This is a genomic window from Pseudomonas sp. Ag1 (assembly GCF_000278565.1).
Taxonomy (GTDB): Bacteria; Pseudomonadota; Gammaproteobacteria; order Pseudomonadales; family Pseudomonadaceae; genus Aquipseudomonas.
Window position 1 is genome coordinate 15,373 of record NZ_AKVH01000111.1, and the last position, 24,001, is coordinate 39,373.

At 62.2% G+C, this 24,001-nt stretch carries 20 protein-coding genes; 2 read left to right on the forward strand and 18 right to left on the reverse strand.

Going from position 1 to position 24,001, the window contains the following annotated elements:
- The first annotated feature begins 176 nt into the window (after window positions 1-176).
- Window positions 177-2,480, forward strand: coding sequence for an FdhF/YdeP family oxidoreductase (locus A462_RS04685; protein WP_008438641.1), 2,304 nt, complete (start codon window positions 177-179; stop codon window positions 2,478-2,480).
- Here A462_RS04685 and A462_RS04680 read toward each other — a convergent pair.
- The 14 genes from A462_RS04680 to A462_RS04620 form a co-directional block, all read right to left on the reverse strand.
- Window positions 2,466-2,720 carry a hypothetical protein gene (locus A462_RS04680; protein WP_008438642.1) on the reverse strand — a complete coding sequence of 85 codons (255 nt, stop codon included), beginning with the start codon at window positions 2,718-2,720 and terminating at the stop codon, window positions 2,466-2,468. The genes A462_RS04685 and A462_RS04680 overlap by 15 nt on opposite strands.
- Before the next feature lies 1 nt (window position 2,721).
- Complete coding sequence (locus tag A462_RS04675; protein WP_008438643.1) at window positions 2,722-3,354, reverse strand: cytochrome c oxidase subunit 3; 633 nt, start codon at window positions 3,352-3,354, stop codon at window positions 2,722-2,724.
- Window positions 3,341-4,939 (reverse strand): cytochrome c oxidase subunit I, encoded by a 1,599-nt coding sequence (locus A462_RS04670; RefSeq protein ID WP_008438644.1) that lies wholly within the window; start codon window positions 4,937-4,939, stop codon window positions 3,341-3,343. Before A462_RS04670 ends, A462_RS04675 begins: the two co-directional genes overlap by 14 nt.
- Window positions 4,936-5,868, reverse strand: coding sequence for a cytochrome c oxidase subunit II (gene coxB / locus A462_RS04665; RefSeq protein ID WP_008438645.1), 933 nt, complete (start codon window positions 5,866-5,868; stop codon window positions 4,936-4,938). Before coxB ends, A462_RS04670 begins: the two co-directional genes overlap by 4 nt.
- Window positions 5,865-6,656, reverse strand: coding sequence for an SCO family protein (locus tag A462_RS04660; RefSeq protein ID WP_008438646.1), 792 nt, complete (start codon window positions 6,654-6,656; stop codon window positions 5,865-5,867). The genes coxB and A462_RS04660 overlap by 4 nt, the downstream gene beginning before the upstream one ends.
- A complete protein-coding gene (locus A462_RS32945; protein ID WP_008438648.1) occupies window positions 6,646-7,014 on the reverse strand; it encodes a hypothetical protein in 369 nt (122 codons plus the stop codon). Before A462_RS32945 ends, A462_RS04660 begins: the two co-directional genes overlap by 11 nt.
- Window positions 7,004-8,002, reverse strand: coding sequence for a hypothetical protein (locus A462_RS04655; RefSeq protein WP_008438659.1), 999 nt, complete (start codon window positions 8,000-8,002; stop codon window positions 7,004-7,006). The genes A462_RS32945 and A462_RS04655 overlap by 11 nt, the downstream gene beginning before the upstream one ends.
- Window positions 7,999-8,532, reverse strand: coding sequence for a c-type cytochrome (locus tag A462_RS04650; RefSeq protein ID WP_008438661.1), 534 nt, complete (start codon window positions 8,530-8,532; stop codon window positions 7,999-8,001). The genes A462_RS04655 and A462_RS04650 overlap by 4 nt, the downstream gene beginning before the upstream one ends.
- Complete coding sequence (locus A462_RS04645) at window positions 8,529-9,053, reverse strand: DUF3341 domain-containing protein (protein ID WP_008438662.1); 525 nt, start codon at window positions 9,051-9,053, stop codon at window positions 8,529-8,531. Before A462_RS04645 ends, A462_RS04650 begins: the two co-directional genes overlap by 4 nt.
- Window positions 9,046-10,410 (reverse strand): NrfD/PsrC family molybdoenzyme membrane anchor subunit, encoded by a 1,365-nt coding sequence (gene nrfD / locus A462_RS04640; RefSeq protein WP_008438663.1) that lies wholly within the window; start codon window positions 10,408-10,410, stop codon window positions 9,046-9,048. The genes A462_RS04645 and nrfD overlap by 8 nt, the downstream gene beginning before the upstream one ends.
- Entirely contained in the window at window positions 10,400-13,270 is a 2,871-nt protein-coding gene (locus tag A462_RS04635; protein ID WP_008438664.1) for a TAT-variant-translocated molybdopterin oxidoreductase, read from the reverse strand. Before A462_RS04635 ends, nrfD begins: the two co-directional genes overlap by 11 nt.
- A complete protein-coding gene (locus A462_RS04630; protein WP_008438665.1) occupies window positions 13,267-13,923 on the reverse strand; it encodes an ammonia-forming cytochrome c nitrite reductase subunit c552 in 657 nt (218 codons plus the stop codon). Before A462_RS04630 ends, A462_RS04635 begins: the two co-directional genes overlap by 4 nt.
- A gap of 85 nt (window positions 13,924-14,008) precedes the next feature.
- On the reverse strand, window positions 14,009-15,802 hold the full coding sequence (locus A462_RS04625) for a thiamine pyrophosphate-requiring protein (protein WP_008438666.1): 1,794 nt from the start codon (window positions 15,800-15,802) through the stop codon (window positions 14,009-14,011).
- A 62-nt stretch (window positions 15,803-15,864) separates the two neighbouring features.
- The gene (locus A462_RS04620) at window positions 15,865-16,722 is read right to left on the reverse strand and encodes an SDR family oxidoreductase (RefSeq protein WP_008438667.1); all 858 of its coding nucleotides are present in this window, start codon (window positions 16,720-16,722) and stop codon (window positions 15,865-15,867) included.
- A gap of 295 nt (window positions 16,723-17,017) precedes the next feature.
- On the opposite strand from A462_RS04620, the gene A462_RS04615 reads away from it, so the two are divergent.
- Window positions 17,018-21,166, forward strand: a complete 4,149-nt coding sequence (locus A462_RS04615; RefSeq protein WP_008438668.1) for a CheR family methyltransferase — start codon at window positions 17,018-17,020, stop codon at window positions 21,164-21,166.
- 15 nt (window positions 21,167-21,181) lie between these two features.
- Here A462_RS04615 and A462_RS34490 read toward each other — a convergent pair whose 3' ends face one another.
- The 4 genes from A462_RS34490 to A462_RS04600 all read right to left on the reverse strand — a co-directional run bounded on the left by A462_RS34490 (window position 21,182) and on the right by A462_RS04600 (window position 23,996).
- The gene (locus A462_RS34490; protein ID WP_157222884.1) at window positions 21,182-21,391 is read right to left on the reverse strand and encodes a hypothetical protein; all 210 of its coding nucleotides are present in this window, start codon (window positions 21,389-21,391) and stop codon (window positions 21,182-21,184) included.
- A 149-nt stretch (window positions 21,392-21,540) separates the two neighbouring features.
- On the reverse strand, window positions 21,541-21,780 hold the full coding sequence (locus A462_RS04610; protein WP_008438669.1) for a hypothetical protein: 240 nt from the start codon (window positions 21,778-21,780) through the stop codon (window positions 21,541-21,543).
- A 95-nt stretch (window positions 21,781-21,875) separates the two neighbouring features.
- Entirely contained in the window at window positions 21,876-23,015 is a 1,140-nt protein-coding gene (locus A462_RS04605) for a carboxylate-amine ligase (protein WP_008438670.1), read from the reverse strand.
- On the reverse strand, window positions 23,016-23,996 hold the full coding sequence (locus tag A462_RS04600; protein ID WP_008438671.1) for a methyltransferase: 981 nt from the start codon (window positions 23,994-23,996) through the stop codon (window positions 23,016-23,018).
- Window positions 23,997-24,001 lie beyond the last annotated feature (5 nt).

Below are 24,001 nucleotides of genomic sequence, written 5' to 3' on the forward strand. Positions count from 1 at the left end.
CACTTACCTCTTCGTCTTTTCAGAACACACAGGGGTGTGGAGGACGCTCGGCGGCCATGGGTTCACTCGGTGTTGCGCAGCGCAGACAAACGGCACCTCCCGTCCGGCATTCCGCTCGAACCTTTGCCCTGACGGCCCGTCCCAAGGTTATCCAGCCAGCGCCCGGGAGTGCCACGATGCTCATTCATCCCAAGACCCATTTCCAGCCCTACACCCACGCGAGCGGAGGCTGGGGCTCGGCCAAATCGGTGATGCAGATCCTGTGGCGCGAACAGGCCCTGATCAAGGCGCCCGTTGCGCTGCTCAAGCAAAACAAGCCCGACGGGTTCGCTTGCGTCAGCTGCGCCTGGGCCAAACCCGGTCGCCCGCATGCGTTGGAGTTCTGCGAGAACGGCGCCAAGGCCACTGCCTGGGAGCTGACCTCAATGAAGACCGACCCGGCGTTTTTTGCCGCACACACCCTCAGTGAATTACGCGACTGGCCCGACTATGCGCTTGAGCAACAGGGCCGCCTGACCCATCCGTTGCGTTATGACCCGCAGAGCGACCGCTACCGTGAGACGTCGTGGGACGAGGCCTATCAGGCAATTGGCGTGCAGCTCAAGGCGATGGAGCCCGACAGCGTGGTGTTCTATGCCTCCGGGCGCGCCTCGCTGGAAACCTCGTTCATGTACCAGTTATTCGCCCGGGCCTACGGCACCAACAACCTGCCCGACAGTTCCAACATGTGCCACGAGAGCACCTCAGTCGGCTTGCAGGAAAGCATCGGCGTGCCGGTCGGCACGGTAACCCTGGACGACTTCGAGCACACCGACTGCCTGTTTTTCTTCGGCCAAAACGTCGGCAGTAACAGCCCGCGCATGCTGCATCAATTGCAGGACGTGCGCCGGCGCGACGTGCCGATCATCACCTTCAACCCTTTGCGCGAGCGCGGGCTGGAGCGCTTCGTCAATCCGCAATCGCCCAGCGAAATGCTCACGCCCGAGTCGACCCTGATCAGTACCCAATACCACCAGGTGGCGATCGGCGGGGACACGGCCGCCATCACCGGCATCGCCAAGGCGCTGCTGGAAATGGATGACTGCGCCACTGAACGCGGCACACCGGCCATGCTCGACTACGACTTCATCGCCACCCACACCGAAGGTTTCGAGGCGTTCACCACCTACGTGCGTGACTGCACGTGGCCGCAACTGGAGCACAAAAGCGGGCTCACGCGCGGCGCACTCGAAGCCGCCGCCACGGTGTACGCCAGCAGCCAACGGGTGATGTTCGTCTATGGCATGGGCCTGACCCAGCACCGGCACGGGGTGGCGAATGTGCAGATGCTGGTGAACCTGATGCTGATGCGCGGCAATATCGGCAAACCCGGCGCCGGCATCTGCCCGGTGCGCGGCCATTCCAATGTGCAGGGCCAGCGCACCGTGGGTATCACCGAAGACCCGAAAAAGGTCCCGGCGGACCTGATCGAGCGGCACTTCGGCTTCAAGGTCCCGGCGCAAAAGGGCCTGTGCACCGTGGACGCCTGCGAAGGCATTCTGCAGGGACAGGTGCGCGGGTTCATCGGGCTGGGCGGCAATTTCCTGCGGGCGATACCCGACACCTCGCGTATGGAGCCGGCGTGGCAAGGGCTGGAACTGAATGTGCAGGTCGCCACCAAACTCAATCGCACCCACCTGCTGCCCGCCCGAAATATGTGGCTGCTGCCGTGCCTGGGGCGCATAGAAATTGACCGGCAAAAAGGCGTGGCGCAAACCTACACCACCGAGGACAGCACCGGTTGCATCCACGGCTGGCACGGCAGCGCCGAACCGGTCGGCCCGCAGGTGCGCGCCGAAGCCAGCATCGTCGCCGGCCTGGCCATGGCCGCCTTGGCGCCCGGTAACCGCATCGACTGGCAAGCCTGGAGCGACGATTACTCGACGGTCAGGACCGCCATCGGCACGATCTACCCGCAGATTTTTCATGACATGGAAACCCGCATGGCTGAGCCCGGCGGTTTCCACAGGCCGATTGCCGCCGCGCAACGCGAATGGCTGACCCCGACGGGCAAGGCGCAGTTCATCACCCCCGTGACGCTGGCCGAAGACGATGACGTCAACCTCGCCGAACCGGCGCGCGACGTGCTGCAACTGATGACGCTGCGCAGCAATGACCAGTTCAACACCACCATCTATGGGTATGACGACCGTTTTCGCGGGGTCAGCGGCACGCGCGAAGTGATTTTCATGCATTGCAACGACATCGTGCGCCTGGGGTTCAAGGTCGGCGAGCAGGTGCTGTTGACCACCGCCATCGAGCCGGAGGTAAAGCGTCAGGTCGGCCCGTTCGAAATCATTGCCTACGATATTCCCGAAGGCTGCGCCGCCGCCTACTACCCGGAGTGCAACCCGCTGGTGCCGCTCTGGCACCACGCCGAACGCAGTAAAGTGCCGGCGGCCAAGTCGGTGCCGGTGCGCCTGAGTTCAGCGGGTGGCTGATTCACCGAGGATAAACACCACCATCACCAGCAGCCACAGCAGGTACACCCAGCCAAACAGGCGCGCCCAACCGCGGTGACGGTAAAGCCCTAGGTAGAACAGCAACGACAGCAGGAACTGCGCACCGGCGGCGAGCATGACCACACCGCCCTGTCGGGGCCAGAACGTTGCACACAGCGACTGCAGCGCCAACAGCAGCAGCAATCCGGCGTAGACCTTCAGTGCGCCCGCCTTGCTCATCTCAACGCCCTACCAAGTAGAGGGTGGGGAACAACACAATCCAGATCCCGTCGACCAAGTGCCAATACAGGCTGATCATTTCCAGCCGCGTGTCGGCCTGATGCACCGCCAGCGTGCCGCGTCCCAGCGAACGGTACAGCCACAGCGCCAGGCCGACGGCGACCAGCACATGCACGCCGTGCAGCGCCGTGGCGATGAAATACAGGTTCATGAACAACTGCGCCGAGGGCACTTGCCAATGCGATGCCTGGGCGAAACCAGGCAACACGCCCTCTTGAATCTCCAAGCCATACTCAATGCCCTTGCAGCCCAGGAACAGCACGCCCAACAGTGCAGCGCCGAGCAGCCAGTGACGCACGCGGCGCGGCTCACCGGCGGCCATCGCCAGAGTCAACAGCAAGCTGCTGGTCAACAGCAGGAACGTATTGCCGGCCGCCAGCCAGTAATGCAGCCCTGCCACCGCCTCCGCCACCCCGTCCGGGTGCTGCAACCGCAGCAACCAGGCGACCATGATCAGGCTGCCGAACATCATTGCTTCGCTGGCCAGGAACAGCCACATGCCCAGGCGTGCGGCGTCGCGCTGCTGGGCCCAGGCCACGAACGGCTCGGCCGGTTTCTCGTCAGAGCGGATCACGACGCGCCTCGGGAGAATAGTCGTAGGCTTCGAAATCCACCGTCACCGACGCTTCGAAATTATGCACTGGCGGCGGTGATGCCACGCGCCACTCAAGCCCGGCAGCCTCCCAGGGATTGATGGGCGCCCGCTCGCCCCAACGCAACGAGCCCAGCAGGTAAAAGAACGGCAGCACGTAGGCCACGGCCAGGATCGACGCGCCGGCGGAGGACAACACATTGAGGAACTGAAAGTCAGGGTCATAGCTGTGATAACGCCGGGGCATGCCCAGGTAGCCGAGCAAAAACTGCGGGAAAAACGTCAGGTTGAACCCGCAGAAAATCAGGATCGCGGTGATCTTGCCCCACAGCTGCGAGTACAGCCGGCCAGTGATTTTCGGCCACCAGAAATGCAGCGCGCCAAAGTACCCCGCCACCGCCGCCCCGACCATGATGTAGTGAAAATGCGCGACCACGAAATACGTGTCGTGCGCATGCAAATCTGCCGCCAGCAGCGCGAGAAACAGCCCGGTGACGCCACCGATGATGAACAAGCCGATAAAGGTCAGGGCGAACAGGAACGGTGCGTGCAGCGTCAGGTCACTTTTGTACAGCGTGGCGCTCCAGTTGTAGGCTTTGATCGCCGATGGAATCGACACCAGAAAACTCAACAGCGAGAACACCAGGCTCGCGTACATCGACTGCCCGGCCACAAACATGTGATGGCCCCATACCAAAAAGCCAATGACAGCAATCGCCACGCTCGACCAAGCGACAAAGCGATAACCAAAAATGCGCTTGTGCCCCGCCGCCGTGATCAGTTCGCTGACCACGCCCATGGCCGGCAAAATCATGATGTACACCGCCGGGTGGCTGTAGAACCAAAACAAATGCTGGAACAGCAACGGGTCGCCGCCCAGTTTTGGGTCGAACACGCCAATGTTGAACAGGTGCTCGGCAGCCACCAGCACCAGCGTGATCGCCAGCACCGGCGTGGCCAGTACCAGGATGATTGAGGTCGCGTACATCGACCAGATAAACAGCGGCAGGCGCATCCAGGTCATGCCCGGCGCGCGCAAGGTATGCACGGTGGCGATGATATTGACGCCGGTGAAAATCGACGAAAACCCCGCGATAAACACCCCGCAAATCACCGCGACCACATGACCGTTGCTGAACATCGTCGACAACGGCGTGTAGAAGGTCCAGCCAGTGTCGACCCCACCCAACAGCAGCGCGAGCAGGGTGAACAAACCACCGCCCAGCAACAGGTACCAACTGAACAGGTTCAGGCGCGGAAACGCCATGTCTTTGGCCCCGATCATGATCGGCACCAGAAAATTGCCGAACACGCTGGGAATCGAGGGAATCAGGAAAAACCAGACCATGATCACCCCGTGCAGGGTAAACGCGCGGTTGTAACCATCGGCGGTGAGCAAGTCGCCTTCCGGGGTCACCAGTTCAATACGGATCAGGCTCGCCGCCAGTCCGCCGGCAAAGAAAAAGAAGGTCACGGTGAGCATGTACAGCACCGCGATGCGCTTGTGGTCGCGGGTCAGGAACCACGAGCGCAGACCTTGTTTATGCAGGTAGCTGGGTTGGCTCATTTGGGATCTCCAGGCAGTGCGCGCAGATAGGCCACCAGGCGCTGCACGGCCTCTTCGTCCAGCAGGTTGCTGTAGGTCGGCATGATCGGCAGGTAGCCGGCCACCAGTTGTTTTTGCGGCAACAGGATACTGTCGCGCAGGTAGGCTTCATCAGCCTTCACCTGGCTCCCATCGGCCAGCTGTACTGTGCGATTGAACACCCCGGCCAGCCGCGGCGCGTTGCCCGAATCGTGGCAACTGCCACAGCCGTATTGGCGGTACAGGGTTTCGCCCTGGCTGGCGAGGTCGGCGGCGCTGCCGTTTTCAGTCAGCCAGTGCTCGTAGTCGGCGGGGTCCAGCACCACCAGGCGTGCCAGCATGGCCGCATGGTCGGTGCCGCAGTATTCGGCGCAGTACACCTCGTAGGTGCCGCTGTGCTCGGCCTGGAACCACAGCATGCTGTAGCGTCCTGGCAGCACGTCCTGCTTGATGCGCAGGCTGGGGAAAAACAGACTGTGGATCACGTCCTCGGAAATCATCGTCAACTTCACCGGGCGCCGGGCCGGCACATGCAAGGTGTTGATCTCGCGCTGGCCGCCCTGGTGCTGGAATTTCCACATCCATTGCCGGGCGGTGACCTGCACTTCCAACGCGTCATCCGGCGGCGTACGCGCGATGAAAAACAACCGCGCGGAAAACAGGAAGACCACCAGCGAGCCAATGAACGGCAGGATGATCCAGGCCAGTTCAATGGGCAGATTGCTTTGTGGACGGTGGTCGCGGTCTGCCACGCGGCCGCGTCGATAGCGCCAGATAAACACCCACAACGCCACGAAGACCGGCACCACAAACAGCGCCATCATGGCGGTGAAGCCAATCACCAGCCAATCCACCGACACCGCATAATCCGAGGCTTGCGCCGGCCACAGGCGCAGGAAATGTTCGTTCATGGCGCCCTCCGACGTTCGCGGCGCACGGCAACGCCGATAAACAGGCCCAGCACCAACACGGTGGCGACGCCGGCCACTTGCAGCAACAAGATAATCCGGCTGCTGTAGGTGCCGCTTTGGGGGTCGTAGTGGTAGCACAGCAACAACAGCTGCTCCTTGATTGCGCCGAGCTTACCCTGCCCGGCTTCGGTGAGTGCCAGGCGCAGGTCGCTGGCCTGGTAGCCCAGGCCATAAAGCCAGCGCGACAAACGTCCGTCAGCGGTGACCAGAGCCACCGCCGAACTGTGGGCGTATTGTTGTTGCTGCGGATCGAAGCGGTAACCGAACCCGATCGAGTCGGCCAAAGCCTGGCTGGCAGCCGCGTCGCCGGTCATTAGGTGCAGGCCGGGCGCGTTGGCCAATGCCGGCCAGTGCTGGCTGAGCTTGGCCAGTTCTTCGCGGGCGGCGCTCACGTCCTCACGCGGGTCGAAGCTGAAGGCGATGACCTGGAAGTCCCGTCCCAGGCGATAAGGCTGGTTGGCCAGTTGGCTGAACAAGGTCGAGAGCGCCGCACCACACACATTCGGGCAGCGGAAGTACAACGGCACCAGCAGCGTCGGTTGGCCGTTTAGCAAATCGCCCAGGCGCACCGAGCCGCCGTGCTGATCAGTAAAGCGCGTGTCCAGGGCCAGGCGGCTGCCCACGCGGCTGCTGTCGATGCCGGCGGCGGTAAACGGGTCGAAGCCTTGGGCCATGACCGGTTGCAACACCAGGCACGCCAGCAGCGCCAGCACGGGTTTAATGCTCATGGCCATCGTCCTCTGGTGCAGGCCAGCCTCGCTCCAGCATCAACTGTCGGGCCTGCGCCAAGGGCAGATGCACGATGTGACGCTCGCGGTCGACCCAGCCGAAGCTGTCCAGGTGCACGCGCTGGCGGGCGAGTTGTGCTTCGCCGGCCTGCCTGGGGTTGGCTTGCAAGCGCGGTTCGGGCGGCAGCAGGCGCTGGCGTTCCAGTTCGCTCAAGGGCGGCTGTTGCGCATGCTGGCGATAGCCACTCAACAGCCAGGCCACGCCACCCAATGCCAGCGCAACCGCCATGAACAGCAGCAGGATCACGCGCCAGGCTTTTTTGCCGTCAAAATTGTTGGGTTGGTAATCAGGTGTCATGGCGCCTCCTTTGCCATTGCCGACGCCACCACATGAACAGGCCCGCCGCGTAGACGCCCTGGCAAAGCACGGCGGTCAGCACGGGGCCGGCGCCTGCTTCAGGGAATATCGACGGCAGGCTGATCCAGATGGACTCCAGCGCCCCCAGCAGCAGGATCGCCACGCAGCCCCACATCAATACCCACATCCGCGCGCCCCACGGCGACGCGAGCACCAGCAGACACGCCAGTTGCCCCAGCATCAACAAAGCGGTCAACACGCCCCACAACCCGGCTTCCCGCAGGCGATACCAGAGCGTTTCATGCTCCAGGTTCACCGACCAGATAATCAGGTACTGCATGAAGTGCACATACACCCAAAATCCCAGGGCACTTACCAACAGGCCACGCAATACGACGCACTGCCGGGCCGGCAACAGCACCACGTTCCAGCACATCGCACAAAGCCCGGCGAACGCCAGGCCATCGAGTAAGTGCCTGGAAATCAACAACAGGCCGAAAATGCTGGAGACAAACTCCTGCTGCAGCGACATCAGCCAGTCCACCGCCGCCAGGCTGGCCGTCAACCCGTAGAGGATCAGCCCCGCGGCGTTGTGCCGACCGGCCCAGCGCAGCACCCGCCAAGCCAGCCCGGCATACAGCAAGGTGCGCAGCGCAAAAAACCACGGTGACAACCAGAGTCCGCGAAAACCCTGGGTCTCCTGGCTGTACCACGGGTACACCCACGCCATTGCCAGCAGCACCGGCAGCAGCATCGGCACCATCAGGATCACCGCGCTCGCGCCCAGGCGGCTGCCCGGTTCCAGCAACGGTTGCCAGCGCCCGCTGACCAAGGGCGTCAGCACGGCGAGCAGCACGCAGCCGAGCACGATGCTGGTGCAATTCACTGCCGCCGCCAGGGCGCCCGCGCCGACCCAGGCCGGCTGCCAAAGGCCAAACAGCGCGAGCCCGAGGGCTGCGATGGCGACCAGCAGCGGCAGGCGTTTCATTGCGTGTGCGCCCCGAACGCCTGGCGCAGCGGCGCCGGCAGGCTGTCAAGGTCGGCATGTTGGCTCAATTGCAACACGCGCAGATGGGCGACGATGGCCCAGCGCTCCTGCGGCTGGATGCGCGATTCGTAGCCATACATCAATCCTTGCCCATGGGCGATGACGTGCATCAGTTGCTCATCGGTTGCGTTCAACAGCCGAGGCTCGATGAATGACGGCGGCGCCGGAAAACCGCGACCGACCACCAAGCCATCGCCGAGCCCGCTCAGGCCATGGCAGGGTGTACAAAAGGTTTGATAGCCAGCCTCGCCCCGGGCAAGCAATGCCGCACTCAGCGCCGGGCGCTGCTGCACGCTTGCCTCGCGCTGCAACTGCCCGCGCGCCACGCTGCCCGCCGGTGGCTGACGGCTGCTGAGGCCGTCGGCGAACAACGCACCCGCGCGCTGCTCCAGCACCTTGGCCTGACGCGACATATCATCGCAGCCACTGCACAGCAACGCCAGGCACAGCGCCCACGGCCAGCGACTCACGGTTGCACCGCCTGCACGTTGAGCGCGTATTCGGCCAGCCAAGCACGGGTGTTTTCAAGGTCGAACAGCGGGTCACGCGCGTCGATAAACAGGAAAAACCCGTCATCACTGGCGGCGTCGAACCCCTCTGCCGCAAATAACGGATGGTGCAGGCGTGGCAGGCGGATGCAAATCAACCACGTCAGCACCGCCGCCGCGCCAGCAAACACCACCGCGAACAAAAACGTCACCACCCACAACTGCGGCAACGCAATCAACGGACGCCCGCCGACGTTCAGCGGATAAACCCACACCGAGCCGATCTGCATCAACAGTGCCAGCCCGGCGCCGACTGCGGCGCCGACACACGCCATGCGCGGCACGCGGTTGGCCCTGGCCGCCAATACCGGCTCCAATGCTTCCAGCGCAAACGGCGCAAACGCGTCCAGGCGTCGATAGCCCAGGTCCCAGGCGCGCAGCCCCGCCTCCACCAGCGGTCGGGGTGCGGAAAAACGCGCGAGCAGCCCCAGGCAGTCAGCCATCGCCGCGCTCCTGATGCAGCGCCTGCTTGACCTCGAACGCCGAGACCATCGGCAGGTACCGCAGGAACAGGCTATAGGGCACCAGAAATACGCCGAAGCTGCCAATAAACAGTGACCAGTCCCACAGCGTTGGCGAATAGTCGCCCCAACTCGACACCAGCAGGTCGCGAGTCTGGGGCGGAATCAGCAACATGAAGCGTTCGGCCCACATGCCCACCAGCACCGTCAGCGCGACTAGGGCCAAGCGCCTCGGTTGCTGGCGCACCTGGCGCCACCACAGCGCCTGAAGTACGCCGACATTGCAGACAATCGCCAGCCAGAAACTCCAGGCATGCGGGCCATTGATGCGCGTGAGCAGCACCTCGATTTCATGTGCATCGCCGCTGTAGATCGGCATGAACAGATCCGCCAGGTAACCGTAGGCCGTCAGCCAACCGGTGGCCAGCAGCAAGCGGCCGAGCATGTCCAGATGGTGCGCGGTAATCAAGCTTTCGATGCACAGCATCCAGCGCACGCCAATCGCCAGCAACGCCACCAGAGCAAACCCGGAAAACACCGCGCCGGCGACGAAATACGCCGGGAACAACGTTGAATGCCAGCCGCTCTGGGGGCCCATGGTCATCAGGAACGAGTAACCGCTGGAGACCGCAAACACCAGCGGTATCGCCAGGATCGCCAGCACCCGCGTGGTGCGTCGCCATAACGCCCAGTGCCGTTGCGAACCGCGCCAACCGACCGCGAGCAGGCCATACAGAACTTGCCGCAGCGGCGTTCTGGCGCGGTCACGGGCGGTGGCGAAATCCGGTATGGCGCCCACCAGCAGGAACAACACCGACACCGTGAGGTACGACAGGATCGCAAACATGTCCCACGCAGTGGGGCTCTTGAATTGCGGCCATAGCCCCATATCATTCGGGTACGGCATGGTCCAGTAGAACAGCCAGGGACGGCCCAGGTGCAGGATCGGGTACAGCGCGGCGCAGATCACCGCCATCAGCGTCATCAATTCGGCCAGGCGATTGAGGGTATGCCGCCAAGGCCGTTCGATCAGCAGCAATAACGCCGAAATAAACGTGCCGGCGTGGCCGATGCCCAACCACCAGATGTAATTGAGAATGCCGAAGCCCCACAGCACCGGCTGGTTATTGCCCCACATGCCCACGCCCTTGGCCAACAACACCGCGACCGAGCCCAGGTAGACCAGCAACAGCACGACGCCGACGCCAAACAACCAGCGCCAGGCCACACGCCGTGGGAACTGTTGCAGCGACCCGAACACCTGGCGCGACACCTGCTGGTCACTCAGGTCTTTCGGCAAGAAATGCACGGTGTCGTGCAGCAACGGCTCAGTGCTCATCGGCGGCGCCCTCCTCTTCGATCCGCGCCAGGTAACTGGTGCGCGGTCGCGTGCCGAGGGCTTCGAGCAGGCGGTAATGGCGTGGGTCCCGGCGTGCCTGGCTGACGGCGCTCGCCGGGTCGGCGATGTCACCAAAACGGATGGCCTGGCTGGGGCACGTTTGCTGGCAGGCGGTGACCACGCCGGAAGGGTCGAAGTCAGCGCCTTGCTGCTTGTCGTCAATTCGCGCACTGCTGATGCGCTGGATGCAGTAGGTGCACTTTTCCATGACGCCTCGGGCGCGCACCGTCACCTCGGGGTTGCGCTGGGCCTGGAGTGACGGCGCCGCATCAGCGCCGTAGTCGAGCCAATTGAAGCGGCGGACTTTGTACGGGCAATAGGAGGCACACGTGCGCGTGCCGATGCAGCGGTTGTAGACCATCTGATTCAAACCATCGCGACTGTGCACCGTGGCATTGACCGGGCAGCCGGTTTCGCAGGGCGCCTGTTCGCAATGCATGCACGGCAACGGCTGGAAGCGTGAGCGCGGTGCCTCCAGCGGGCCCTGGTAGTAATGGTCTATGCGCAGCCAGTGCAGGCTGCGGCCTTGGGCGACCTGGTCGGCGCCGACCACGGCGATGTTGTTCTCGGCCTGGCAGGCGACGACACAGGCGTTGCAACCGGTGCACAGGTCAAGGTCAATGACCATGCCCCATTGCGGGCCGCTGTCGGCGGCCGGGCTGTAGAGCGACACCGGAATCGATTCGGTGGGCAGTTGCGGCGCATCGCGCGCGACCACTCGGATGGGTGGGTCTTCATCGCCGGGAAGGTGGTGATGGGCCTGCGTGGCGGCCAACCGATAACGCTCGCCCGTGGCACGCAGGGTCGCGCCAACGGAAAGCTGTTCGAGCGGCCTGACGGCGTAGCCGAGGTGGTTACCGACACGCCCGGAGTGGGTTCGGCCATAACCGGTGTACAGGGCGATGACCTCGTCGGCCTGTCCTGGCTCGATCCACACGGGCCCGCGCACGACCTGGTCGGCCAGGGTTGCTTCAACACCGTCACCATTGCCAAGGCCCAACTGCTCCGCCTGGCGCGGCGAAAGCCCGATCACGTTGCTCCAGGTGAGGGTACTGATCGGCTTGGGCAACTCTTGCAGCCAACCGCAATTGGCGAAGCGCCCGTCCCACACCGTCGGGTCCGGGCGGATGACCGCCTGTAGGCCGTCGATGTCGGTCAACGCGGGCGTTGCCGCTGGCGCGTCGGCGACTTCTATGCGCGGCGCAGCCGGTTCGATCCAGCCGTCCGCCAAGGCCTGGCGCCATTGAGCCTCAGGGATATGCGCCCACGTGGCGCGCACCAGTTGCAGGGCATCGACCTCCGCGGCGTTGAACAGCATGTCGACCACCTGATGCAGCGTACGGGTCGCGTACATCGGTTCGATCAGCGGCTGCACAATGCAGGCGCTGCCATCCGCCGCGCGGGCGTCACTCCAGCCCTCCAGTGCATGGTTGAGGGGCAGGTGCCAGTGGCATTCAGCGGCGCTTTCGTCGTAATAGAGCCCGGCGTGCAGGCGGAACGGCACCTGCTGCAGGTCGCGCGCAAGCTGTGAAGTCTGCAGCGGGTTGCAATCAAGCATGAGCAAGTGAGTCACGCGCCCCGCTGTCAGCTCGCGATTCAGTTGATCCAGCGAATCCCAACGGCGTTGCAGCGCATAACCCAGCAGGCTCGGCACCTGCCAGTCCGGATGGCCGAGACGCTGGTTCAGGTGCATGACCTGCGCCTGCAGCGCCTCAGGCGCCTGAGGGCTGACGCCGATGAACCCTCGGCCTGGATGCGCCTTGAGCGCGGCGGCGGCCGCGTCAACCCAATGCTGCTGCGCTGCCGTCAAGCGCGTCGTGGTCGAAAGCGTTTCGCCCAAGGCTTGGCTCAAAGCCAGCAACAGGTCCGGCAGGCGTGATGGCGCAATCGGCAGGCGTGCCGTGGCGGCTGCGCCGGTGAGGGTTGGAATGCTTTCAGCCACGAACGCCAATGCGGCGCCCTCGCCTTTGGCCGCCCGCCGCCGCCGCTCGGCCCAGCCGCGCTGCAACGCCGTCTGGCGGGGACCGCTGCCCAACGGATCGTATTCCAGGCACACCAGCACGTCAGCCTGTTCGAAGTGCACGCGCGGGCTCAGCGGCTGGCCGAACACCCGTTCGCTGCTGTGCAGGGCGACGGTCTCGTTGAATGCCTCAGCGTGGTACAGCCTCGCCTCGGGCCAGCGTTCTTGCAGTTGATCGAGCTGTCGCCCGAGGGTCGGCGAACTGCTGGCGCCGCAGGCGATGTGCAGGCCTTTGCCGTGGACGCCATCCAGCGCCTGTTGCATGCCCGACAGTGCCGCAAGCACGTGCGACCAGCTGGTTTCGCCGCCTTTGAAGCGCGGCGCCTGGGAGCGGTCGGGGTCATAGAGTTGCAGGATCGCCGCCTGGGTGAACGCGTCACAGGTGCCGCCGGACATCGGGTGTTCGGGGTTGCCTTCCAGCTTGATCGGGCGTCCGGCGACAGTCTTGCCCAACACCGGCTGAGCGACGCCGCAAAAGGGTATGGCGGTGGCATACCAGGCGGCGACACCCGGTGTCAGTGAAACCGGCTGATTAACCGCCGTAACGGCCTGTTCCGGGGTTTTGCCGCACGCGGCCAACCCGGCCATGGCGAGGCTGGCCGCCATCAGTTGCAGGAAGCTTCGGCGGTCCATCAACGGTGCCGCTCCCGGAAACTCCGCTTCCATCAGCGCTTGGGTCTCGGGGGACGCCGCCAGCGCCTCAAGCCCGCGCCAATAGGCCTGGCCCTTGAGCCCGGCCAGTTGCCCGCGCAAGGTGGCGAAATCCAGTGGCGCGCTCATCGGTGGCACGTCCCGCAGTCGGTCAGACCTCGGATTTCAATAGGGTGCGTCTTCATAAGCCGCTCACCCAGCGCGCGGCGATCCTCATCGCTACGCCATTGCATATTGGTCACCTGATCCACCGGCCGCAGGTGCGGTGCCGGGTCGCGGTGACAGGCCAGGCACTGGCCCATGTTCAGCGGCTGGGCCTTGAACATCAGTTGCATACGGTCAACCTGGCCGTGGCATTCGCTACAGCCAACACCGGCGTTTACATGCACGCCGTGATGGAAGTATACGTAGTCCGGCAACTCGACCACGCGCTGCCAGTGCATCGGCTCATGCTCGCGCAGGCTCTTGCGCAACGGCGCCAGCACGTCGGCGTTTTTCCAGACCTGGGAATGACAGCTCATACAGGTTTCGGTGGGCGGCAGGCTGGCGATAGCCGAGGACTGCACCGCGCTGTGGCAGTAGCGACAGTCAATCTTCAGCTCGCCCGCGTGGTGGGCATGACTGAAGGGCAAGGGCTGTTCGACCACCCAATTACGCCCGGTGCGGTAGTCGGTGCCCTCCAGGGTCAATGCCACAAGCAAGCCTCCCGAGAGGCCGACGATCAGCAGCAGCAGTCCCACGCGCAACCAAGTGTCGGCCGAGCGCCTGAAAATCTGCGTCATCGCCGGATTCTCATGTCCATGTCCTTACAGATATGGCTGCGCGGGTGCGCAGGAGTTCGTTATTTTTGTTATCGGCGCGGGCTGTCTATGGCTTCGCGCGCCCCGGCAAGACACTCGCCAGCACTTGCTTGGCAGTTTGCACAATCACCCCGGCCTCATCCGGATCGCCCTGGAGCAGCGTGGAAGCAAATTTCTTCGCTTGTTCCAGCTTGAAATGCGGTGGCAGCGGCGGCACGTTGGGGTCGGTCTTGAACTCGATCAACACCGGCACATCCGACGCGAGCGCTTGCTCCCAGGCCGACGCGACGTCTTCTTCGTGCTCGACGAAGATACCCTTGAGCCCCAGCGAGATCGCAAACAGGTGGTACGGCACGTCGGGAATGTTCTGCGAAGCCTCGAACTTGGGATCGCCTTCCATCACCCGTTGCTCCCAGGTGACCTGGTTCAAGTCCTCGTTATTGAAGACTGCGCAGATCCATTTCGGGCTCTGCCACTGCCGCCAGTATTTGGCGACGGTGATCAACTCGGCCATGTTGTTCATTTGCATCGCGCCATCGCCTACCAGCGCGATCACCGTTTGCTGCGGATGGGCGAATTTGGCCGCAATCGCATAGGGCACGGCGGCGCCCATCGACGCCAGGCCGCCGGACAGCGAACACTGCATGCCTCGGCGGATCTTCAGGTCACGCGCATACCAGTTGGCGCAGGAGCCGGAGTCGCTGGTGATAATCGCGTGGTCGGGCAAGCGCGGCGAAAGTTCGTATACCACGCGCTGTGGGTTGATCGGCTTGGCCTTGGCCAGGGCGCGTTTCTCCAGGGTTTTCTCCCAGCTTGCGCGCCAGCCTTCGACCTTTTTGCGCCACGTGCGCGTGGTTTTGTGTTCCAGCAGCGGCAGCAGTGCGGCGAGGGTTTCGGCCGCATCGCCGAGCAGGTTCACCTCCATAGGGTAACGCAGGCTCAGCATGTCGGGTTGCAGGTCAATCTGTATGCCGCGGGCTTGGCCTTCCTTGGGCAGGAATTCGGAATAGGGAAAACCCGAACCGATCATCAACAAGGTGTCACATTCGGTCATCAACTTGTAGCTGGGCTCGGTGCCGAGCAGGCCGATGCTGCCGGTCACCCACGACAGGTCATCGGGCAACACCGCCTTGCCGAGCAACGCCTTGGCGGCGCCTGCACCCAATGCTTCGGCCACGGCGATCACCTGGTCAGTCGCCGTCAGTGCCCCGGCGCCGACCAGAATCGCAACTTTTTTGCCAGCATTGAGTACGTCAGCCGCGCGTTGCAGGTCGGCGTCATAGGGTACGACCTTGGGTTTGCTGTAGCCCACACCGGAATGCACCGTGCCATGGGTCCTGGCGGGCAGCTCGTAGGCAGCTTCCTGCAAGTCGTTAGGCAATATAATCGCGGTGACCCGGCGCTCGCCAACAGCGGTACGCACCGCGCGGTCAATCAGGTGGCGCACCTGCGACGGCACCAAGGCCTGTTGCACAAAGGCGCCGGCCACATCCTTGAACATCGAGACCAGGTCCAGCTCTTGCTGGTAATGGCCGCCCAGCGCCGCCCGGGCTTGTTGCCCGACAATCGCCAGTACCGGCATGTGGTCCATACGCGCGTCATACAGTCCAGTGATCAAATGCGACGCACCCGGCCCGGAGGTGGCAATACACACGCCCAGTTCGCCGGTAAATTTAGCGTGGGCCGAAGCCATGAAGGCGGCCATTTCTTCGTGACGGGCCTGGATGAACTCAATCTTGCCGTTAGCGCGACTCAAGGCACCAAACACGCCGTTGATGCCGTCACCCGGATAACCAAAAATCCGCGTGACGCCCCACTGGGCAAGCCGTTCAACCAGAAAGTCACCTACTGTCGTTGTCATTGGAACCCTCGCTTAAAGCAGGTCGAATGAAAACCGGCGCAACACGTTGCGCCGGTCATGCGTCAGAGAATAGGTTTACCGCCCGTCACGCCGTAGCGTTCGCCGGAGATGTAACTGCCCTCATCGGATGCCAGCAGTACATAAATCGGCGCCACTTCGACCGGTTGGCCTGGGCGACCCAGGGGCGTATTGCTGCCGAAGTTCTTCACCGACTCTTCAGGCATCGTCGACACAATCAAAGGCGTCCAGATCGGCCCTGGCGCGACGCTGTTAACACGAATACCGCGCTTACCGAGCAACTGCGCCAGGCCTGCGGTGAAATTGGCGATGGCGCCTTTGGTGGCCGCATAACACAGGAGTGTCGGGTTGGGCGCATCGGAGTTGACGGAGCTGGTGTTAATGATCGAGCTGCCTGCGGCCATATTGGGCAGCGCGGCCTTGCAGATCCGAAACATGGCGGTGACATTGACGTCGAATGTCTTCACCCATTCCTCGTCAGCAATTTCTTCCAACGTTTCATGGGTCATCTGAAAGGCTGCGTTGTTAACCAAAATATCGATACGCCCAAAGGCCTTCACCGTGTCATTCACGATGGCCGCGCAGTGCGGCTGGCGGCTCAAATCACCCGGCAAAAGCACGCACTGGCGGCCGGCCGCTTCGACCCAGCGCGCGGTTTCCTTGGCGTCCTCGTGCTCGTCAAGATAAGAGATCGCCACGTCCGCACCCTCACGTGCGAAGGCAATGGCGACGGCTCGGCCGATGCCGCTGTCGGCGCCGGTGATCAAGGCTATTTTGTTCGCCAGACGGCCTGAACCCTTATAGGTTTTTTCACCACAATCGGGTTGCGGGTCCATCCGGTATTGGTCGCCGGGCACCGCTTGCTGTTGGGGTTTGAACGGTGGTTTTGGGTAGTTGCTCATCGGAGGTCCTCCTTCGTCTGCCTATTCTTGCGAGGACTCACCGCAGGCAATAGTTCAGACGAAATTGCAAAATCCGGATTAGCGTTGCGGTGGCGCGATACCACCCGTCGATCTGAATAAACCTTCCGCAAGGTTTGCGCCTCAACCGAATAACAGGGATTATCGTGCGATCTAAAAACGTCTTTGCTGGCCAGTTTTTAGGCTATATTTCGCACTTCTTTATCAATCCTTATCCGTCTGAATCGAGGCCGTGTGATAACGGACTTTCAGCGCGCTGTTAACCAAGGTTTACCTCATGAAGTCTGCCCCACCACGGTCCCCGAATGTTCCGCAACGCACGGACCTGACGCCCAGTAACCTGAAATTTCCGGTCGTAGGTATCGGTGCGTCGGCGGGCGGGCTGCAAGCGGTGAAGGCATTTTTCGAACACATGCCCAAAGACTGCGGCATGGCCTTCGTGGTGATTCTGCATCTGTCGCCCGACCATCAAAGCGTGGCCGACAAAATCATCCAGGAGTCGACGCGGATGCCGGTGCTGCAAGTCACCGACACCACACCCATCGAAAAAAACCACGTCTACGTCATCTCCCCCGCACAACATTTGGCGATGAATGATGGCTACCTGGCGGTTTCGCCTTCGATACGCGAAGGCGGCTCGCACATTGCAATCGACCTATTTTTCCGCGACCTGGCAGACACGCATAAGGAGCGCGCCTTTTGCGTGATCCTTTCCGGCACCGGCTCCGACGGCGCAGTTGGGTTGTCGCGTATCAAGGAGCAAGGCGGAGTCACCTTGGTACAAACGCCGGAAGATGCCGAGTTCGACGGCATGCCGCTCGCCGCCATCGAAACGCAGATGGTCGACCTGGCGCTTCCGGTGGTGGAAATGCCGCAAAAACTGCTTGAGCTGTGGCGTAACGCTCAATCGATCATCCTGCCCACGGCCGGTGACCCAGAGATTCACACCACCCCGCCGGCGACCGAACGGGATGTTGCTTTGGCCGAACAACTGCTGCTGGACATCCTGATCCAGTTGCGCGCCACTACCGGGCATGATTTCAAGCACTACAAGCGGGCCACGGTGTTGCGCCGCATTGAGCGGCGCCTGCAGGTGACCGCCCAACCGGACCTGGCCAGCTATTACAATTTTCTGCAGGCCCACCCCGAGGAAACCAAGGCGCTGCTCGGCGATATGCTGATCGGCGTCACGAACTTCTTTCGCGACCGCGAGGCTTTCGAAGCGCTTGAGCGTGACGTGATTCCCAACCTGGTCAAGACCCTGGAAGACAGCGTCCCGCATCGCGAGGAGGTGCGTGTCTGGTCGGCCGGTTGTTCGACTGGCGAAGAAGCCTACAGCTTGGCGATGCTGGTCGCCGAGCAACTGGTGCTGGACGCCAGCGGGGCAAAAATGCAGGTGTTCGCCACCGATATCGACGAGCGCGCGATCAGCCATGGCCGCAATGGCGTGTACCCCGAAGCGATCATCACCGACGTGCCACCCACGCGCCTGCGCCAGTATTTCTCCAAGGAGCAAAACCAACATTACCGAGTGCGCAAGGAAATTCGCGAAAAGGTATTGTTTGCCAAACACAGCCTGATGGCCGACCCGCCGTTCTCGCAGATCGACCTGATTGTGTGCCGCAACCTGCTGATCTACCTGGACCGGGAAGTACAACGCGACATCCTGCAGATGTTCCATTTCGCCTTGCGCCCCGGCGGCTATCTGTTCCTTGGCTCGTCGGAATCAGCCGATGGCTGCCTTGACCTGTTTGTGCCGGTGGACAAGCGCAACCGCATCTTTCGCGTGCGCGCCGGCTCGACCTCGGTGCGCCGCGCGCCCACCATGCCGCGTGGTGGCTACTTGCGCCCCAACATCCTGCCAGCCATCACTGAAATCAAGATGCCAACGAAGGTCTCGTTCGCCGAGATTCACCTGCGCGCCCTGGAAAAAGCTGCGCCGCCGAGCGTCATCGTCGATGTACACGCCGATATCTTGCACATCAGCGAAGGGGCCGGGCGCTTCCTGCGCTACGTAGCAGGGGAAATGACGCGCAATTTGCTCGCGTTGGTGCACCCCGACCTGCGCCTGGATATTCGCACGACGCTGTTTCAGGTCCAGCAATCCAGTCTGCCGGTCACCTCGCGCAAAGTGCAGATGGAGCGTGGCCAGGAATTGTTCATGGTGGACATCACTGCCCTTCCCCACCGGGATGACGCCACCGAAAGCGATTTTGTCCTGGTGATTTTCAAAGAGACCCGGGTCGACTCACCGCAATCGGGCGAGTCCACCGTCAACCTCGTCGAAAACCAGATGATGAGCAATCTGGAACGTGAGCTGCAGCGTACCAAGCTGCACCTGCAGGACACCATCGAGCAATCGGAAGTCTCCAGCGAGGAACTCAAGGCCTCCAACGAAGAGATGCAGGCGGTCAACGAAGAATTGCGTTCGGCCACTGAAGAATTGGAGACCAGCAAGGAAGAGTTGCAGTCGATCAACGAAGAGTTGCTCACCGTCAACTATGAACTCAAGACCAAGGTTGAAGAAACCGACAAGGTCAACGACTACCTGACCAACCTGATTGCGTCAACCGACATCGCTACCGTGTTTGTCGACCGCAATATGCGCATCCGCTGGTTTACCCCGCGCGCCACGGACATCTTCAGCATGCTGCCGGTGGACACCGGGCGCTCCTTGATGGACATCACCCACCGCCTCAACTACCCGGAAATGGCAGGTGACGCGACGAATGTCTTCGAATCATTGAGCATGATCGAGCGCGAGATCAGCAGTAAGGATGAGCGTTGGTACATCGCGCGTCTGCTGCCTTACCGCTCCAGTGAAGACCATATCGACGGCACCGTGTTGACCTTTATCGACATCACCAAACGTCGCCTGGCCGAGGAAGAACTCAGGTTGGGAGAAGAGCGCATGCGTCTCGTGGCCGAAAGCACCCATGACTTCGCCATCATCATTCTGGACGACCATGGGGCTATCACCGACTGGAATACAGGCGCGGAATTGATCTTCGGCTACACCAAAGAAGAAGTGCTGGGCGCTTACTACGACCTGATCTTTTCCCCGGAGGACCGCACCGACGGCGTGCCGGAAAATGAACTGCGTTCTGCCCGCGAACATGGCCGGGGTGAAGACGAGCGCTGGCATGTGCGCAAGGACGGCAGCCGGTTCTATTGCAGTGGTGAAGTCACTCAGCTCAAGAGCGACAGCCTACGCGGCTACGTCAAGATCGCCCGCGACCTCACTGGCCATAAACGCATGCATGATGAGCAACACAAGCGGCTGATGGAAACCCAGACCAACAGCCATCTCAAGGACGAGTTTTTCGCGGTGATGTCTCACGAGCTCAAACACCCGTTGAACCTGATCCAGCTCAACGCCGAATTGCTGCGCCGCCTGCCGGCCACCAAGTCGGCGGGCCCGGCGATCAAGGCCGTTGATACGATCTGCGAGGCCGTTTCCAGCCAGGCACGGATTATTGACGACCTGCTTGACGTGGCAAGGGTGCGGACCGGCAAGCTCAAGCTGAAGAAACAGCCAGTCGACCTGGTTAAGACGCTTCAGGACATCTACAACGTGGTGCTCATCGATGACCACCGTTGCCAGGTGACGCTGGATATTTCCCTCGCGCCGCAGACCACGCTGCTCGTCGATGCCGACCCTACGCGGCTTGAGCAGGTGATTTGGAACCTGGTCAACAACGCGCTGAAATTCACCCCGGACAATGGCCGCGTGCAGTTGATCCTCAGCCGCGTGGATGGGCACGCGCGGCTGGACGTCATCGACAGCGGCATTGGGCTGGCCGAGCAGAGCCAGGACAAGATTTTCGACCTGTTCAGCCAGGCCGAAAACCAGCACCAGACGCATCAGCGTGAGGGCCTCGGGATCGGCCTGTCGCTGGTTCGACAATTGGTTGAGGCTCACGGTGGTCATGTGAGCGTGCACTCCAAGGGGCTGGGCTTTGGCTGCGCATTCTCGGTGCTGTTGCCCCTGAGCGAGCAGCACGATGATCTACCGGCCACCCCGGAAACCTCGGATGAGGATAACCGTCTCGGCGGGTTGACAGTCCTGCTGGTCGACGACTCCGAAGACGTGCTGCTGGTGCTGCAGATGCTGCTTGAAATGGAAGGTGCCGACGTAAAGGCCTTCGGCGATCCGCGACTGGCGCTTGAAGCCGCGAACACCAACCGATATGACCTGATCATTTCGGACATCGGCATGCCGGTCATGGACGGCCATGAATTGATGAAAAAGCTTCGTAAGCTGGATCACTTGCAGGCCACGCCATCCATTGCACTGACGGGCTATGGCGCCGCAAACGATCAGAAAAAAACCGCCGAGTCAGGCTTTAACCATCATGTCAGCAAGCCGGTGGCTCATGAGTCGCTGATTGAACTGATCAATAGTTTGCGCAGCGCGCGCGATTGAGGACAAGCGCTCACGTTATCGTTGCTGGCGCCGCGCCAGCAATGCATACAATTTATTGACACTTTCCTGTAACGCATCTTCGACGCGTTGATCAAGATTGATTTTTCGGCAGATGGGGCAGCACGGATCATGCCCAATGAATGCCATATGCGCTTGGCTTTCAAGCGAGGGAAAGTACTCCACCTGACAGGCCACACAGCTTCTTCCCACTTGTTGATGAGACATACCCACTCCATCCCTTGACGTCTAGTTCGCATCATTAACAAGCGATATCAATAAGCCTGCCAAGTTTCAAGCCACGTCCTCAAAAATCTTCAAACAAGCGCTTACTTGATTTCACTGTGCCGCTACCTGAAATCCTGCCAGCACACCGCTCAATCCGCGCCGTCGTTATCCGGCCCAGGCACGATGTCGATGCCGGGGGTGCCGTTGGGTGGAGGCTGCGAGTCTTCGTCCGTGCCTTTGCGGTGTTGCGGGTCATCGGGATGATCCCAGTCGGTCGTGGCGTTCGGGTCTTCATCCCGCCCGGCAGTGCCGACGACGAAGCCGTCATCATTCGGCTCTCGAGGATTTTTTACTGGGGCGGACTCGGTATTGGACGGGTCGTTTGTCATGGCGAAACTCTCCAATTAATAGCTAACAGCGTATGGATCTGTTTCGAGTCGCTAGCGGTGTCGAAGTGCAACGTAAAAGATGAATGGCACGCAGGTCAACTCGCCAGAACGATTTGCCCCTCTCGACTCTCTGCCGCCAGCCCGTCTACCACGGCCTGCCAGCGCTCCTCGGCAGGCGCCGCGCTTGCCTCATACCAACCTGACTGCCGCTGAGCGCTGGTGCCATCGCTGAGTATGTTCCGGGCCTGGGCAAATACGCCCTCCTCACCCAACGCGCAGGCAGTGGCGCCAAAGCGTCGCTCTGCCAGCGTCAGCCATTGTTCAAGCGACAGCGCGGGCGTCTGGGGCGCCAACACGAAACGCCCCTGGTGCCCCCAACGCCTGGCTTGATTCCGGTTTTCCTTGAGCAACCAATGGCATTCGATACTGTATTGACTGCCAGGCACAGGCAACATGCAGGCATGTTTGACCATCACCCGAAACAGCCCGGCCAAAGCCAGCGCGTCGCTCAATCGCGGGCAGGCGTCGGTCATGCGCAGCTCCAGCGTCGGGTAGCTCAAAGAGGGGCGACAACCCCACCAGATATTTGCGTCGCTGGCCACCGCGCCGGTCCGTTTGAGTAAGCCCAAGTAGTGCTGGAAACCGGGCTCATCCAGCAGGTATTCGGGGATGCCCATACGCGGCCACTCGTCACACACCACTTGCCGGTAGCTGCAATAGCCACTGAGTTGGCCCTGCCACAACGGCGATGAAACGCTCAGGGCCAGCAGCATCGGCAACCAGGGCAATACCTCGTTCATCACCGCGATGCGATCGACACCTGTCGGGATCTCTGCGTGAACGTGCAGACCGCTGAGCACGCTACGCTGCGCGACGATTCGGAACTCATCGAACAACCGCTGGAAATGCGCCTGCGGGGTAGCCCGTTGCGCCTGCCAACCGGCCATTGGGTGCGCGCCGCTGCTGATAAACCCCAGCCCGTGTTCGGCCAATGCCTGGTTCAGTTCTCGGCGCACGCGGCCAAGGTAGGTGGCAGCGTATACGGCATCGTCAAACACCGGCGATGCCACTTCGACCTGGCCTTGGAACATCTCATAGGAAAAGCCCTCGCCAATTGCCTCGCGACAGGCTGCCAACACCCCCGCCGACGGTTCGGCAAGCAGGCGTCGGCTGCGCAGATCGATGATGAAATATTCTTCTTCAATGCCAAAGCGCTGTCCGCGGTCCCTGGCCACTCAGCTCAGGCGGGTAACGGTCAGCGCCACTGCGGCAATGCGCTCGACCCGCTCGTAGCCGGGCTTTTCCAACTCTTCGCCGAACACGTCGGGGTCCAGTTCGCGGTAGATCCAGCCAAAGGCGTCGCTGGTCAACACGGCACGGGCGGCCTCAAGAAACGCATCGCGACCGTCGACCATCGCCACGCCGGTGTAGAGCAACAAGGTGCCGTCGCGCGCCAGGCGCGGCAGCGCTTCACGCAAGATGCGCAACGACAGCGCTTCACCCAGTTCGCCGCCGCCGTGGCGGTAGGCCCGCTGTTGACCGTCCTTCATGTAGGGCGGGTTGGCGAGGATCAGATCAAAGCAGCCGTCGACGCTGTCGAGTACGTCACTGTGGTACACGCTGACGTTCGGCGTCTCGGCTAGTTCGGCATTGACCGCGCTCAGGCGCAGCGCCCTGGGGTTGATGTCCACCGCCAGCACCTCAGCGTTATGCCGTGCGCGCGCCACCAGCAAGGCACCGGCGCCCGAGCCACAGCCGATGTCCACGGCGCGGCGGATCGGCGCAAAGCGCTCGCGCAGACAGTCATCAATGACGCCGGCAAAACGGTAGGTGTCGGGGCCGAAAAACACCGAGTCTGCGTCCTCGGTTGGAAACGCCGAATGCGCCAACAGCAGCGGGCCCAGGGTCGACCAGCGTACCGTGCTGTACCAGCGCCCGTGCGCCTTGACGACAATGCCAGCTTCTTGCAGCTCCCGCCATTCGGCGGGCTCGAACACCTGCGCATCAAAGGGTCGCGACCAGCCGAAAATCCCGCGCATGTCGCTGGCCGGCGCGTTATCTAAACGGGTAATCACCCGTGTGTGGGTCAACGGCGTGGGCGTGATGAAGCGATAGTCATCCGCCTGCAGGCGTCGGCCCAAATGCAGCAGCGCGCGGTCGGCGCGTGATTGGGCCGATGAAATGGGAGACGATGAATACAGCAGCGGATCGACCATGAGTG